The organism is Chitinophaga filiformis (assembly GCF_900102545.1).
GTDB lineage: Bacteria > Bacteroidota > Bacteroidia > Chitinophagales > Chitinophagaceae > Chitinophaga > Chitinophaga filiformis.
In genome coordinates this window covers 95,234-112,897 of sequence record NZ_FNBN01000012.1, presented here as the reverse complement: position 1 = coordinate 112,897, position 17,664 = coordinate 95,234, and the positions used below count along the sequence as shown (strand labels likewise).

The following is a 17,664-nucleotide window of genomic DNA, read 5'->3' as shown; positions in this document are numbered from 1 at the left end:
TAAATTACAAGCGATACTTAAATAAAGATGCCCGGTGATCACCGGGCATCTTTATTTAATATTATAAAACAGATTAACCACTTTAATCCTATTGGATTTCGAGAATATTTTTCATTTGTATAATGAATGCCTCTCTTTCCATTTTAAATTCATTTGTTAAAATTTCAAATTCATCTTCCTTCAATGACAATAAAGGCATTTCATAAGGACTTGTATCGCAACCCAAAAATGCTGTAGTATACCCTCCACTTAATACTATGGTAGCTGGATTTTCCAAATAAACTTTTAGCAGACCAATATATTGATCTGAAAAGTCATACGCAAAATACAACACATCACCAACAGTGGCTAATTCACAACTATCTAGCCAACAATCGATCATATGCCTTAAACAATTGCTAATCTTTGTAGGGCTTTCGTCGCCAGGCATGAAAAAATTATCGATTGACAGATAATATGAATCCACATATGCATCTATCCCTAATACCGGTATTTGAACCGCTATATCCTTATGGCGTTCATCTAACTTAGAATTAAAAAAAATTTTAATCATTCTATATATACTATTTTACAGGAAAGCCAGTCACAAGCTCATCGACTGTACCCTTTTTTATTACAATTTGAACTTTATTTAAGGCTGCTTTTGTTCCTAGGTAACCGCCTTCATAACCAATTTTTCGTCCCATATCAACCACGTAACTAATATTTCCATTTGTCCCAACCGAAGACGTCACATTTTTTGCGCCTTCTTTCACCATTTTCCATGCATCATCTAGCAAGCCAACTACAGTTTCATTTTTGCCTAACTGAAAAACTCCATGTTTCATTTTTGTAAGATCATCAACCGCGTGAGCTAAATAGTGAGTAAACCGATTAAGATGAACGCTACCTTGTCCTAGTTTTAAACCAGTGCGAGTGTGAAAAAAACCGTCTGACATCTTAAGTACACCCTTTGCCCATCCTGCCATACCTTTAGCTTGGGCCATCATTGGAGCAGCACCTGGAGCTATAGATCTACCAGTATAAACAGACGCTATAGAAACAACGTCATCTACGGTAGCCCATATCTTTTCAGAGGTAGTTCTCTCGCTAACATCGACGTCCTCCAATTTATAGGGCAAATCATAGTCATCTCTTACTATTACGGCCCTTATTTTCTGACCTTCTTTAATATCGCCGAATAACTGCCGTACAAATAACTGGGCGTTTCTAAAACCTTTCTTTATTCCGAAAGCTGTCTCACGTCCAATTTTCGTACCCATATATCCAGGCGAACCTGGAAAATCCTCTTCAGCGCCATCGAGATCAATTGCCCATATCGGTTTATTACCTGCAAATTGATATGGTGTGTACCATGGGTACTGTTTCGTCAACGGATCCACACTTAAAAACTTCCCTAACCTCGGATCATACACCCGCATCCCATAATCCTGCTGATTCCCCTCGCCCTTCACCTCATTATCATTCTCCTTCCCATTAAACCCATAGCGATAACCTCCCGCATTAAAACTCCTCCCCACCATCATCATCCCAAACGGATAATACTCCTGCGCCGACCTAACATCCGCCTTAAACCACGACCCACTTTGCAGCCTCCTCTTATCACTCACAGTCGCCAGTACATTCCCCAAATGGTTACTTAATTCAAAGACCTTATTACCTCGTATGAAATTAATATTTATACCTGAATCTAACCCCGGTAAATTTACCGCTGTAGATGGCTGTGCATCCTCCAAATTGGTAACCAATGAATTAACGCCTAAACGGCTGGAACCATAGAGATGTGTTTCAGACCTTGACAATTTGCCGCCGTTAACGCCAGGATTTCCGTTCTCATAAACAGCCATCACATTCCCGGTAGCATCTCTTACATACCAGGTTTCAACACCATTCACACTTTTGCTGATGCGGTTACCAGCTACATCGTAGGTGTAATTAATGAGCGTACCGTTCTTGTTGATGCTTTTGATCTTTCCATACACAGTCCAGTCGATAGCTGTTATACCAGCAACTGAATCCCTAATCAAATTACCGATACCATCATATTGATAGTTATCTTTCAATTGGTTATCAATATCAACATCGTATTTAGAAGAAGATACTGCATCCTGCACATAAGAAAGCCTATTCGTTCCATCTGTATACTTATAGGTAAGACTATCCATTGGCAGCTGCTTACCGGCGAAGGTATTATTGCCCGCCCTGTTATAATTCAGGATATTACCATTTGGATCATAACTAATATCCTCTTTAAAATCAGGCAGATTTACCGGCGTCCATTTGTTAGCAAGAGAATCCAGCCCCCTACTCACCTGCATGCCCTTCAGACGGTTCAAAACGTCATAATTATATGCATACTGCAGTGGAGTACCCAATGAAGGAATAGACTGACTAATAGCGCCTATATTCCCATTAAACAGTGGTTTAAACCCTGTATTACCCACCGGAGCAAAAGGATTCAATCCTTGACTCAGGGGCTTATAATCCCTATCACCATAATAATGCAAGGCAAATCCAAAGACGTCTCTGCCGGTACCACTTCCATCATGCCCCATATCAAACCCAGTACCTACAGCGGTACTATTGACACCTTTTAACCAGCCCTGTAATGTATAAGCATAATCCATCCCCTGCACCTGTTGCTGCCCAATCACAGCACGCGCCAACGGCCCATGCTTATAGTACTGGTAAAACGCATCATTCTCCCAATACACACTATCACTGCTGGTCTCAACATTCGTCAGGCGGTTTTCTGCATCATAGCTGTAACGATGATAAAAAGCATCCGGCATTCCTGGCTGATATGCCACATGATTTACCTTACCACTGATGAGATCATACCTGTATACAATCTTCTTGAACCGATTGCTGGCAGCTGCCATACTACCCTTCTTGTAATCCTGTAACAGGGTATCAACATTTCCATGAATGTCATAACTATAGAAAGTAGCAGCTGCATAACCACCGGCAATCTGCTCAGGTGCGGAATCATATAACGCTGTCCAGGCCACCCTGTTGCGTAAGTTTACAGGTGATAAGTAGCCAGCAATGAAACTATTAGCAATGTCATAAGTCGTCACAGTGATCTGCGTACGGCTATTGGCCGAGTTTGTAAACCATCCAGCCAGGCTGCCCGGACTTCTGCTCAACGCATTATCCATCGCAGTACTGCTGGAAATCTCCCCAACTTCTGTAATTCGCCCTAATGGATCATATTGGGTATAGCTGTACGCTGCTAAAGGTTGTTGTTTTGCATTTTGGGAAACCGCTAATCTGCCTAGCCTATCGTACCAGAACTTACTATCGCCGGCATCAGGCGTACGCTGTGCAACTACCTGGTTCAACGTATTGTACCGGTATTTGGTTACCATGGTATGCGCTGGCGTCAGGTCAGTTCCGGCTGCTCTCGCCGCTCTTACACGACTGGCCCAGGAGGCCGAACGATCCACCACTACACCAGCGGGAGGAACAGTCTTAACAAGGTTTCCTGCCTGATCATAATAATATAAGGTGTAATGGTATTCGCTGATATTGTATGTCAGGGTATAGGCTTCCTTCTGACCGGCCTGCATACAACTGTCAGCATAGGTATTACCAAAACTTGTTTTCAGCGAATCTACGTATGCATTATAGAGCTCCGTTCCCTTGCTGACTGCAAAGTATTCATTATCGGAACAATTGTTTGTGCTGTCAGTATAGCCACGGAATATCGCATTTGAATTGCCACATAATAAAGGGCCTCCACGAATCTTATAACAGCTGTCACTATCATAACAGCCAATCCCCACTTCATATATCGAAAGATCAACAGGCTGAATAGTAACAGGCAATAAAGCGCTATCTATATTTCTCGCCATGTCTATACCCATCGGACTATTCTTGTTGGGCGTTCCCCTAAGCGTGGTAAAGGTACTGTTCAGCGTAGACTTACCGCAGGTCAGCCTTCCGGAAACCGGCGTATATACAAGTAATCCGCGTGTACCGTAGGTTCCTCCTGCAACATACCCACCATCAGGTCTTTCCAGCACATCATTCAGAAAAGACGAACTATCTAATCTTATCAGATCAGACCAGGCAAGTGTAGTATCAGTATTGATCTTATTAAATGCAAATATGTTCTTAGGCTGGGTAAGTACGTTCTGTATCGCAAGAATACCATTAGCAGATCCAATCATCGGCATTCCCTGGGCAATAATTGTGTCCAATGGGCTCGACAACTGACGGGAAGTAAGGATATCTCCATTATTAGTAACACCAACAATGCCACTTCTCGCCGATTTCCCGACGCCGTTTGTAACATTGAACAGGAACCCATAAGTCGTCTTCTGAACAATATTCGGATAGTTATTATTTGTTCCCGGCGCACTTCCAAAGTCATACCTGAATGTTTTGCTCGTAACACCCGTATTCTTATTCAATTTAGCGATCACAACGTCATAGTCACGCCACCCACCGCTATGTACCAGGAATGTGCTACCTAACACTACCAATGTGTCATGGTCCTCGAACATTGAATACACCTCATCAATGCTACCATTACCCAGTTGTTTCAGCCACCTGCCATATCCGTTGGCATCTATTGCACCTACTAACCAGTCGCCAGTACTGTCTACGTAGTTAGTGTTCGTCCTTCCGGCAAAAGCATAGCCGCCATCGCTTGTCTGGATAATGTCCCATCCGGTCTCACCATTCGCCGTACTTAATCCAATTTTCCGGCTCCATTGCACACTTCCGGATCCGTTAGTCTTCACGATAAGCACCGCAGAACTGTCACGTCCTACACTTTGCACCGAGCCGATGGCTACATATCCTCCTTCCCTGGTTGTTCTTACCTTAGTAAAGTAGTTATCAGAGCCGAAGCCATAATGTTTTGCCCATTGCACGTCCCCATACTGGTTCACTTTCAGCAGGAGAGCGAGACTATCCCGCTGCACTACGGGCGTTACGGGTCCCACAGATAAATTAGAAGTATCACTAACCCTTGATGTATAAATAGTACTGTCCGAAGTAGTATCTACCATTCCCTTCAGGGAGCCCGCCAGGAGATAACCATTATCCGGTGTACTGACTATATCAGCGATAACTACGCTCCTCCCCAGCCATTCCTCATAAGTATGATAAAGCTTATTACCAGTTTTACAAACTGTACTATCCTTAGTTGTATACAGCGCACAGGTATCCATAAATACAAGGTATTCCCATGCCTGCTTACCAAATCCAAGACGATTATTCATATAAGCAGCGAACAGCTGATTCTTCAACTGCTGCAGAGAATCAGTCTCCTGCTCCATCGGTGTAACACCCGGGAACTTAGCCTTAAAGGCGTCGTATGCCTGTTTTACTTCAGTGCAGGAAACACACGCCGGTGCAACATTACATTGCATCAACACAGGGATTTCCACTGGCTGAGACAGATAAGTACAGCTACCGCCTGATGCACTACATGCATCCAGTAATACCTGGAGATCCGACTGTAAAAGTGCTGTACCTCTCGTCCGGTTCAGATAGCTTGCTAATGTGGAGTCACTGCTGTTCTTACGGACATTGTACTCTGTCTGTAAAGTGCGTAACTGGTTACACTCGCAATCCGTCGGCCCAGTATACGTTTTCTTATCTCCATAAGCAGGCTGCTTGTCATATGGAGCAGGAGCCGTGATCAGATAAGCGTTGCATGTCCACGGACTATCAATATGATTAGCTGCGTTGTATTCATTCAACACATCCTGGAAACTCTTGTATTTATAACTGCTGGATGGCTTTACAGAGCTGGAGCCAAGCGGATGGTCTACATCCGATCCCTGTTTACAAACCTCAAGCAGTTTTATTTTGATCTGCTTCCAGGCAGTAGAGTCATACTTACAGGGAGCCAACTGCTGCATCCAGGTTGACACATAGGCATTACAGTTCTGCGCGTATGCTGTGTCAAGCGCTTTATTCAGCGAGTCTGTTAACTCTTTCTGTGTCTTGTTAGTACTCAGATAGCCTAAACCATTCTGCGATAAAGCAGCTGCTGCTGTATTGAAACGGGGATATTTCCCGATAGCAATCAGCTGCTCAGCAGTCACCATAGCATATCCTGCAGGAGCGCCGACGTTATAGATATCGGCATCCAGCAGATTATGCTTGGCCGCCAGATATGACTGACGGAAGCTTCTCCATGCCATATCAAGGTCGCCTGTACATAATAACGACTCATTGAATGCCATTGCAGGTGTGCTATAGGTGTCGAAACAATCCTTTACTGCGTCCTTACATTTTACACTGAGAGTTGCTACACTCCAGAGAGAGAGGTTACTACCCGGTGCTATCTGGTTATTGTAGCTGGTCAGGATCTGGCTGAGTCTTGTATTCCATAGAGAATTTTCTGCCGCCAGCGGGTCTTTGTTTGCCTGCACCGCTGTGAAAATAAAATTCGTGTCCGCTACAGGATTCAGATAACCACTGTCCCTCGCTGTTACATAATCATCAACAGCCTCCATCTTCCTGTCCCAGTCATAGCTAGGCTTGTGCTTCAGGAAGGCCAGGTATTTATAATACTCCGGATGGAACTTTAGCAATGCCTCTGCCCAGGAATCCTTAAACTTAGCGGCAAATGCTTTAGGTGATAACTGCTGCGGTTTGACATATGCCTGTACTTCGTCATCATATACCATATCAGGCAAACCTGCCTCATTCATATAGTAAACGGTATCACGCCTGTATGGAGGAAGGTAACCCAGATCCTTGTGATAGAATATGGAATAAATGTTTGTACTATCATCCGGATTGGCATACTGTCCTGAAGGTGCGGTCACATCCAGCAGCATCGCTTTGCGGATATCTGTAGCGTCACTGGTGCTGTTACATAAAGCATCACAGTTCTCAACAGCTTCATTATAGTCAGATAATGCCTGTGCCTTGTACAGGGCGGAATCTCCCACCGCTTGCCCTATCAACGCCGGATATTTAGCCCAGAACTGTGCCCAGGTACCAATGCTATCCCGGCAGGATTTACAATCAGGTACACATTGCGCAGTCGCCAGTAATGAACGTTGCTGCTGGATAAACTGATCGAGGGTGATGCAGGTATTCTGCTTCAGAAAAATGCTATCCCTGTAGTATTCCAGTGCTTCACGGTTAATGGTTAGCTGCTTGGTGATCTCATAATTACCTTTAAGCAGGTGTACTGTAAAGCTGACATTGAAATCCCTCGGTTGAATACTGCAATCAGCCTTTATACTATCCAGGTTATAGTTGTGGAATACCGTATCAAAAGGCTTACCTCCTAAACGTTGGTTGTAAGCATCATCAGTAATCTTTATCTCAAGATCATAAAGACCATTGAAGCATATCTGTCCCTGGCAACCGTTCAGTTTAATTGCAGGCGCCTTCAGCTGATAATTAAAAGTGTAGTCACCATCTATCGCCACCAGCTGACTCTGCCTGTTTTCCAATGTCAGGTCCTTGATGATATTACTATTCCTAGTAGACAAGGTATCGGTAACACTCTGCTCACTATAAGAAGATAAGTCAGACAGACTAGCGCTATCCGGTCTGCCGGCGAGCGCAGTAGCTACCGTACGGCCATGCATATCGACATAGCTTACAGCATACTGTCCGTTCGCATCCTGGACCATGTTCTTAAAATAGTGCGTCCTATCGCCTGCATCTGTACCGAAGAGAGCATCCAGGTCGTTTACTCCCGGAGAACCATAGTAGTATTCCGTTTCATGATTGCTGCCGATTCTGAATACTGGTCCTACGCCACCCTGGCGACTGATCCTTCCTGTGTTATCCTGGGTATACACAGTCTCTGTGAAAGCGTATCCTTCCGCATCAGGAATGAACTTGTTAAAATCTGATGTATCAGGATTATTCGGAGAATAATACTGGTTAGCACCACTGGCGGTTGACATCGGTTTGGCACTCGCCGTCAGGAAGTTCGCAGGAGAAGGTAATGTATCATACTGGCCCTTGTCGTACTCCGGACTATTAATCCCTGTATTGAATCCTGGTGAATATTTGATGATACCACTTAAAGTAGGCGAAGGCATCACCTGTATCGTAGGTCTACCCTGATAATCATAGAAAGTCTCCCCTACGATCGTAGTATTGGTCGAATTGTCCTTTGTTACTGTTTGCCGGCTTCTCAGACTACCATCATAATACTGCACAACAGATTTACGTTTACCTTCTTCTGCAAAGCTGGTAGTTGCCTGCCAGTTCAGCGCTACCTGGTGACCGCCATATGAGTAACTACCTAGTCCGCCGGGGAAAGCTGAACTCCATGCGGTCTCTATACGTACATTATGCTCTCTTTCCTGCACCGCTCTTACCCTGCAATAAAGCGCACCTTCCTGATCATACAGTAATGGAATATTATAGCTACCTCCGCGGACTGTTACACGGGAGGCATTATTCTTAAATATCAGTGCCGTATTGATAGGGTTTCCGTATCTGTTTACCCTTAATGCACTTGAATCGATATAGGCCCACTCAAGGTCATAGACATCCGCACCAATCACGGTTGGCCAGCTAACCATAAGTTCATCGGCATCGTTAAATTCGGAAAGCTGAATGGATGTGAAACTTTTCACCGCATTATCCGTGCAGGATAGTTTATATACCGGGTATACCTGCATTTCATTGTCAAGCGCTAAAGCAGGTTTAAAGTCTGTAGTGCCCGTCGTAGTCAGGCTGAGCACGCGTACCGTTACCTGGTGCGCATTATTAAACACAAAGCTGCTTTTGCTTCTGTAAGTACTGGTATCTACATAGTTGATAGATAAAGTCCTGTCCACAGAATCCAGTTGAAGATCAGGTCTTGTGTAAATGATCCTGATAGCAACATCGGCAGTGAATGTAGGAGGTAAATTTATAGCCACATACTCGTTGATCTTAAACGTGATGATGTTCCGCACTTTATAAGGTGTATCCAGCGAATTGAGTATCGCCGGATTGAAATACAGGCTATCTGTTACTGTAGCAACAGAGTCTTTGGCTATCTGTCCTCTGCTGCCGCTCAGTGTCTGCTTCAGTGAGATCATAGACTGTGCCTGACCAGCAATGGCCATCATCAGCAACAGGCAGGCCAGTACCAAAGATTTCATATGATTCAGGGATAATAAAAATGGTCTCATCTGTCAGTGTTTTCTTTTAAAAGTGCACTCCTCGTTTCGGTAATGGTTTTAACACCCCGTTCCGTTTCTTTCTTCAGGCGAATGAGTGTACCATCATCATCATATTCATAAAAGGTCGCGTAGTTGTTCTCATCCAGTTCTGCCATCAGGCGCAGATCTGAAGGGTTGTATACGTACGACTTCATATTGGCATTGTAAGGATGTATCCTGATATCGTCAAAGTATACTGCATGCCCTGCTATCGCCTGCATAACGATGGATATGGAGGTAGCATCTTCCGGCACAGACACCACTTCTTCGTAACGCTGCCATCCTTCAATAATAGCCCCCTTAGGCTGAGCGATGATAGTGCTGCTATCGCCCGGTTGTTTTATCAGTATAGCGAACCTGTTACCCGCATAGGCAGTACCCTGGCAGTCCTGGGATTCCTTTACCCAGGCACTCACTACAATCGTCTTACCTGCTATAGGAGAAAAAGAAGGTAATAGTGCGCTGGTATCAGTACTTATAGAAGCCAGGCCATAGATAGAAGTATCGCAGCTTGTCTGGCCTTTGTTAAATGCAAGACCAAATCCGCCATCTGCTGTACCTGTTATTCCAGCGGTGATACCGGCACTTGTATCCACCCGCAGACTGAACTTTCCCGTATGTTGCTCGGTCGTGTCAAACTTGGTTCTGTAAAAAGAGAAGTCGAAGCTTCTTGGTACAGCGCATGCTGCATCGCAGGGATTTCCTCCAAAATCATAATCTTCAAATCCTTCATAGGCAATCTCCCTGTATCTGGCGTTCTGGGCTACTGCTACCGGCAATGCATCATCATAACCATACAAACCGGCATTATAACGTCCCAGGGGATCTTTGTTTTCCAATTCAGCCCCTTTACGGTTCACCAAAGTCAGCTGACTGTTCCAGACCCACTTCGTTGTATCGTTCACCATTTTAAGGGTATTGCTGTCAAACTTCCAGAAGGAAGAAAAACTACGGATAGTGCCTGCCCTGCGTAAGGATACATCTTCAGTCAGGGATGTTTCACTCCGGTCACTGTAGTAGACGTATGAACTGGATGGTCGCCAATTTCCTGCCAATCCATATAAATATGGATTCACAGCACCTCCTGTTATGGTACTAAAACAAGCGCTGGTGGTCACCATAGTACAAGTCGCACAGGAATCCACCTGCAAACGGGCAACTAATGTGGAACCGCCATTCAGATGATAAGTGACTGTTCCATCAGTACCACATGCATCACTCCGCAGATTATAGAAAGCTACGTTACCGCTGACGGCCCTTAGTGATACTATACAATCGCCTATCTGTGCCTGATAAACAGCAGCATTGGTTGCCTGTGTCTTAGCATAGAAGGCGCCGTTTATATTGCGGGAGAGGATCGCACTCTGTGTATACGAGACACTGTATCCTGCATCTCTTGCATCTTCCAGGATAGCAGCTAAGGTCATACCATCTGATGCTTTTGTGAATAACCTTTGTGAGGTGATCAGGTAGTCGAATAGCGGCTTCAGCGACTCACACGTAGCGGAAGTTACCTGGCCTTTTAAGCCAGAAGTCATACTCAATGACATCAGCGTAATTAGTAATAACCGGCTATATATTTTCATAAAGAGTTTCATTTTAAATCGGCTTATGGTAATGGTTCCTGTGGAGGGTTGACCGGAATATATCCTGGTCCGGGAAGCACCTCGTAAATCCATCGGTCACAGCTATTTTCATCCTGGCGGAATATTAAATCTCCTCCAACATGGGTAATTATCTTTCGTTGCCCACTACATACCTCGGTAATTGTTTCTTCAGATAAAATCTGGTTGTATTTGCAGTCTACATGTGTTATTTTATACGTCACTGCCAGATTTGAAGCATTTGCCTCAGTAATGAGATTCTCTTCCGAATAGAAAGTAATGAACAGCTTTTCATAGACCTCTGTTTGTGTAGTAGACACCCTCACATGCTCAATAGTCGCATATATCGGTAGGGCGCCACAGCTTCCATAAGCATTTGCATACATCTGTGCTGCCAATGCAAATCTTGCCCGCGCTTTATCATTAGCAGCAGCCTTGCTGATCATTGACGTATCAACATTTGCAGGTATAGCATAATATACACCGGTAGGAACTCTTCCGGAATCACAAACCGGATAGACCAGTAAGCCTGTAGTGTCATTGCTATAGTAACAGCGTCCATTAACACTGGCACTTATCTCTGCACTATCTCTCAGACGTTGTTTCGCCAGCTCGTCAGCATCTTCCTGGCTGATCGTAGAAGTAAAAGTTCCCGCAGCAACCTTGTAAGTGTATGGCAATGGAATAGCGGCCGAATCACAGTTGGTATGTCGAATCGTCACACTATCTGCCCTGTTTTTATAGGAATAACCACAGCTTCCATTAATATTAGCATAGATCTGCCCTACACTATCTATCTCGGCAGATGCCATTGCATTCGCATCTGCTACACTGATAGTGGAAGAATACCTGTTGGCAGGTACAGTATAGGTTACATTCGTGCCCTGTATACCAGTACCACAATCATTCTTTCTGATTGTTCTTGACTGCGCCTGGTTACCATAATACTTTATACCCCCGTCACCATTTTCTCCTACATACTGACTGTATGGTACAGTCAGACACACATTAGATTGTTGTGGTTTTTTCTTATCAACAACCTTCCAGAACTGGTTGTAAGCTACTGCCGAAGCAGCCACTACATTGCTGGTACTATCCAATACCAGGACTTTCTTTCCTGCTATAGTTCTGAGCGGATTAGTCAGGCTGGTTACACTACCAACCGCAGCTGCTATGTTACGCCGTCCTGAACGTACGATCTTCAAAGAGATGCTATCTCCGGAAAATGGTACGCCATCCCTGTCAACGAAATAGATATCCGGGTTTCCTCCGCTTACTGCATTTGCATCTACTGCATAGATAAAGGCCGATGAAGGAAACGTAGCCAGCTTAGGATCACATGCTGTTCCTACTACTCTTTGATAAGAATGTATCAACAGTTCATCGCCGGCGGCAAAATAATGGGTGGTATCATTGCTCAGGCCTTCCACAATCCGTCCATTGCTCATCTTAATATTATTCATCACCAGGCCGATGTTCTTATATGCACCACTCATGCCATCGTATGCCCAGCCAACAGGGAAGCTGAAATTATAGATGGGGTCATTGAACTCGTTCTGTGTACTTGTCAATAATACATCCCCTGTTTCGCCGTCATATAGGAGGTTGCGGGTAGTAACCCTGCTGCCTTTATCAATAGCAATAATACTATCCAGGATGCCATGCCTGCTTACAATCTTCGTTGCTGCTACAGACCGGAACTTCGTCTCTTCACGCTGTATCAGATTTAAGGCCATTGGAATCAGGAATAATGGCGGGAAGGAAAAAGTGAACAGGTCAGCATTAATATTTAAGTTGTTGCTATTAGTAACAGAACGCTGCTCTCTCATATCCATCATCAGCTCTATGTCTTTACCAATAGTTGCAGCCGTATCGATATTCCCTTGCGGAGAAATAACACTTACCGTATTATTCAGATGTTTGTATAGCGCTTTCTCATCATCCACTTTATAGAAATACTCTGCGTAAGTAAGCGCTTTATCAGGATCTGTTTCAGGGTAAGACGCCTGTGACCTGATCTTACCTGTCATATCATTCAGCTCTACTTTAAAGCCCTGACTTAAAGCCAGGAAGTTACGGGCATTGATATGCAATAAGTTTGACAACAGCGGTTTGAATCGCTTCTTATTATCTCCCAGATTGCTCACATCTGTTAATGTCGGGAAGTCATATCCCGTATAGAAGCAAGTCTCTTCATATCCATTTGCAGAGCGGGTTTTATCAGCATGGATCGTTCTTACACGTACTTTGCTATAGCCTACTGAAGGTGCCGGGAAAAAGCCTTCTCCAAACGGCAGTTCAGTATATCCCCTGTCAACGGGCGTTAATGTGGATACCTGCAGATTATACTCCACCGGTACCTTCCATGGATTTTCCTCTCCACCGATGATAGGTTCATAAGATGCCACACCACTACTGATCACTTCTTTTTTCCCATTGACATTACGGGTAGTGGTGTATTGATATTCCTGACCGTAGACGGACTCTTTCTGTTTCGTCATCTTATTCCAATAGTCATAAATGACTACTTTCTTCACACGCAATCCGCCACCATATTTTTTATAATAAGGATTATTCAAACGGGCGTAGCTGCGGGTCAGATCAACATTACGCGCCCATTTCTTGATTCTTGTCGCTGTTTCGAATGTCAATAGCATGTTGTTCACATTATCCACCTGCGACATCAGGACTTTTATAGCATCTACCGGACCTAAGTCGTCTCCTACATCGGACCCAGGATAAGCCTTGGAAGGAAGGTTTAATTTCAGGAACTGAATGGCCGACTGCGCCAGCGGACTATACACACTTCTCGACGTGTTCATCTTTGCAGCGGGGTCGATGGCTTTCATTCTCACCCAGATTGTATTTCCTCCGTTAATAAACCCAAACTGCCCCGGGTCGAGCGTGGCATAACAAGGTACATACTCGCGCCCCTTGCCGAACTTATCCCCCGGCATCTCTACAAACAGGCGGAAATACAGTTTATCCATGTTCTGCAGATACCTGTCATATACCTCCTCGTTGCTGCTTACTGCATAAGGCACATTTATTCCCACGTACATATAATCTACTACCCCATACAGATCAGCACTCAGATCGCTTAGCTTAGATGGTTGTCCGGCAGAGAAACCTGCTATCTGGTACATCTGCGCTGCACGTTTATTCTGTACATATGCATAGTCATCACTTTCATAGGTGACCTTCATACGACCACCTGACGGAAGTATGATAGAATCCAAAGTCCATGCAGCAACATTCTGCGCGGCAAGCGTACTGTCCTGCAGCGCATATGGATAGTCTGCATTTGTCAGTACATTCCCTGCGGAAGATCCGGGGTTCTGTAATGGGTCTTTATAATTACCCCAACGGTCGTTAGCTTTAGGACTATAACCTGGATTCTTACTGTTATAATAAAAGACATAAGGGTTGCGATTGCTTCGCCCTGTAGTGTCATTTCCGTTATATGTAAACCATATCTTTTTTAATGTCAGCTTGCCATTATTATTCAGCGGCTTGTTAGCACCCGGACAAAGCTCATAACTATAGTCAAAGTGGACTGTCTTGATTGGCCTCGCCGCTGTACCATGTGCTTTAAAGTCAGCCTTAGTATACAGGTTGATCTCGTCCAGTTTACGCGCATGCTGGTCTGGTAGTCTGACGCCATTTTCATCTATTGCAGCCAGGTCATCACGTTTGCTTACTTTGAAAGTAGCGATCATGTTCTTGGACTCGATCGAGTTCAGGTACCACAACTCTTTCTGACCATATACATAGTTTCCTTTGTCGTCCCGACTGTCTGTTTTCAGTCCTTCGTTATAACTGGCGCTATCACTACCGGCCGGAATACGCCATTCATAAGGATTCTTAATACCAGCTGTTTTAGTGTAGTTAAACTTAATAGCGTCTCCGGGATCATCAGGTGTGATACCATCACCTTTGAGATCCTGGTAGTCAGGCGAAAGAACACCGGTCAGCAGGAAGGAGTGTGCATATGCAGGCACCCGTTCACTACTGAAGTAATGATCGATCCCATTCTGATTGTCTACAGTATTATCCGCGCCCGGCGTATATCCTACTACTCCTTGTGCTACAGTAGCGCGTGATTTATCTACCGCAAAAGTTGCCTCTTTCTGTTGAAGATTATATACAGGTATACCGTACACATATCTTCTACCATCCTTGTTTAACACGTCGATCTCTGAGATATGATTCTTTTTACGGAAATCATTGATCCTGTTTTCTTTCGACACAGGCAAACCGGCTACCGTGAAAGTATCCTGAGCCGGCTGATACAAATTCTCCCGTGGAATGATCATTGCCGGCAGTCCTCCGTATTGCCAGAAAAGCCTCATCACTGCAGCTCTTTTTCCCTGCATGAGTTCAAGTTTCAGATCATACGTTTCGCCGGCTACCAGGTTGACCGTTGTTTTTTCCATGCTATAGGGATGGTCGTCTCTCCATACATCGATCACCATTGTGTCATTCAGGTAAAACCGGTCACCATCATCGGAACCAACATAGAAGGTGTAAGTACCTGTAACCGGTGCTTTTACTCTGCCTGTCCAACGGACAGTGAATGATTCATTCAAGGGAGCCACACCTGCAGGCCGGTTGGCATTGAAAGCATCTTTATTTTTGAAATCAATCTGAGGATCAATTCTGCTAAACAGAAATTGTTCGAACCCTTTACCGGAGTAATAATCCCCCTTCAGGCCATGTGCGGTATCATCGGGAGGGGCTATTCCGCACAAATCAATCCCATAGCTATTTTCCTTATAATTATCAATATACTTTGACAAACCACCGCGATCAGCTTCTTCGGCTGTGAGATAAGAGATTACCTGCGTTCTCTTATCACGGTTATTTCTAAGCGTATTCTTTGGAGTTACGACTTGTTTACCTACAAAACGCTGATTCTTATAACGATTGAGGATATTGGTAGTACGTAATTCACTGCTGCTGATACCGGGTTGGTACAGGTTAACCGCCACCACATCATCGCCACCGATATTCCTGAAGAAGGCGGTATCATTAATTGTCATCTCACCGGGATTCCGGAAATAAGCTGCTTCGAAAAACTTATCTGATTTCCTGAAAGCCACGTTAGTAGCAAGTGGATTCTCTTCTATCCAGGGACCGGATACTGTAGACGCCCTGTTGAGATGAAGATCAGCTCCCATATGGGTCAGATCTCCTCCACCCAAATCAATACTTGCTCCACCAGAAGCATCTTTTGTCCGCATCTGGTGATCAAACACATATCCTACATCACCGCGATAAGCCCTGAAACTTCCACCGGTACCTTCACCCGTCATACCGAAAACATCATAGGTGTAAGCAGGCATCGCGATATTCGGTACTTCCGGTTTCTCCCGGTAGGGCATTTCCTTTTCCCGGTTAAAGTCCAGTAACACGGCAGCATTGGAGCCAGCTTTCTGATAATTCAGATAACCATAGGCAGGCAATGCCAGGCTACGGTCAGCACTTTTGATTTCCTGTGTAGAGTAGTACGCACTCAGAAACCAGTTAGGGTGCAACACCTTAGTTGCCGAGCCTAGCTTTGCGGTAAAGCTGAATGAGTAACTGGTATAAGGCAGAGAAATGCCGGGTGTGTAAGTAGGATATGCAAAAGAAAGATTCGCCGATCCGTCCACAACATCTCTTGGAGTATATCTTTCATTTTTTTTGGAGTAGGCATACTGCTGCAAGCCTGCAGAAAGTTGTAATGCCTTTAAACCGGAGCGCGAACTATAGGTAGAACCGACGGCTATACTGCCTCCAAATCCTCCTTTATCCTGTTCGTACTTATACCGCAGGTTATAATCTATTGAGGTTCCGATTGAGGCGCCTTCCTGCGAGTTGTTGGTCATAGACAGGCTACCTGATAAAGTGCCCATACTCGCCGATCCTGCATTGATGCCTGCACTCGCACTACTTTCAATACCTATCCCTTTATAATTGTTGTAGAACAACCCTATAGAGCCCTGAACACTAAGACCACCCGAATCGCTGGCGCTTTTAGTCAGGGGGAAACCTACTAATTCCACGGTTGCACCTATGGAACCTCCAAATGTCTTATTAGGCTTGATACTGGTTATTTTCTGCACTGTATCCTGCGTACCTTCAAAATCATCCGGTAATCCACGCATATTGCGTGTAATAGTTCCCGGATTAATATTCCAGCCAAGGCCTACCCAACTGGCTTCCTGGTCCATAGAAACGCCACTGTTATACCCAATAGCAATCGGATAACCTCCTACATCCAGCAGGGGAATAGAATAGGAGAAATCACCTGTAAAAAGGTCAACCATATTGGCGCCGTTGACTGAGGCAAATTGTTGCATCTCCGGCTGGGTAGGACCACCTATAAATGCTTTAGCCTTAACATCTTTGCTGCCTCTTGTTGAAACAGCAGATGCTTTTGGCATAAGTGATAGCGCCACCTTATTCCCGGCAGGCGCCTTTTTCACACTCGTTGCATAAACGGGCGTTCTTAGATTGCCTAAGGCATAGGATGGGATTATTGTTTCAAAATAAAGCAGCGTAAGAAAAAGGTAGGCTACTACCCTCTTTCTCTTTTCACTAATTTCCAGTATCATCAGGGATATATTTGAAATGTTATTTTAGTTGATCGTGTAGTCCTTCGGGATGACCACAATAGATTTACTATCGGCCAGGAAGCCGGGACAAACAGTTTTTGCTGATAGCTGACAAAGGCATAGCACCCCATCCCGCCTCCAAAGCAGGAATAAGTAATAATGCAATAAACACCCTCTATAGCTCCCTTATCTCAAGACTGCACAAAGCACAATATCGTGCTGCAAAGCAACAGCACAGGGCAAACAACAACTGGTACCAATAAGTCCTTTAGGAATACCAATTCATAGATTAATAAGGATTACGATTCTTTT

At 44.5% G+C, this 17,664-nt stretch carries 4 protein-coding genes; all 4 read right to left on the bottom strand.

Annotated elements, in window-relative coordinates:
• Positions 1-88 precede the first annotated feature (88 nt).
• From BLR32_RS31145 to BLR32_RS31130, 4 genes are read right to left on the bottom strand one after another with little or no spacing between them, the layout of a single operon-like run.
• Complete coding sequence (locus tag BLR32_RS31145) at positions 89-553, bottom strand: hypothetical protein (protein WP_089838105.1); 465 nt, start codon at positions 551-553, stop codon at positions 89-91.
• A 10-nt stretch (positions 554-563) separates the two neighbouring features.
• A complete protein-coding gene (locus BLR32_RS31140) occupies positions 564-9,089 on the bottom strand; it encodes an RHS repeat-associated core domain-containing protein (RefSeq protein WP_143011655.1) in 8,526 nt (2,841 codons plus the stop codon).
• Between the two features lie 26 nt (positions 9,090-9,115).
• The gene (locus BLR32_RS31135; protein ID WP_143011654.1) at positions 9,116-10,735 is read right to left on the bottom strand and encodes a hypothetical protein; all 1,620 of its coding nucleotides are present in this window, start codon (positions 10,733-10,735) and stop codon (positions 9,116-9,118) included.
• A gap of 23 nt (positions 10,736-10,758) precedes the next feature.
• The gene (locus tag BLR32_RS31130) at positions 10,759-17,352 is read right to left on the bottom strand and encodes a DUF5977 domain-containing protein (RefSeq protein ID WP_089838099.1); all 6,594 of its coding nucleotides are present in this window, start codon (positions 17,350-17,352) and stop codon (positions 10,759-10,761) included.
• Positions 17,353-17,664 lie beyond the last annotated feature (312 nt).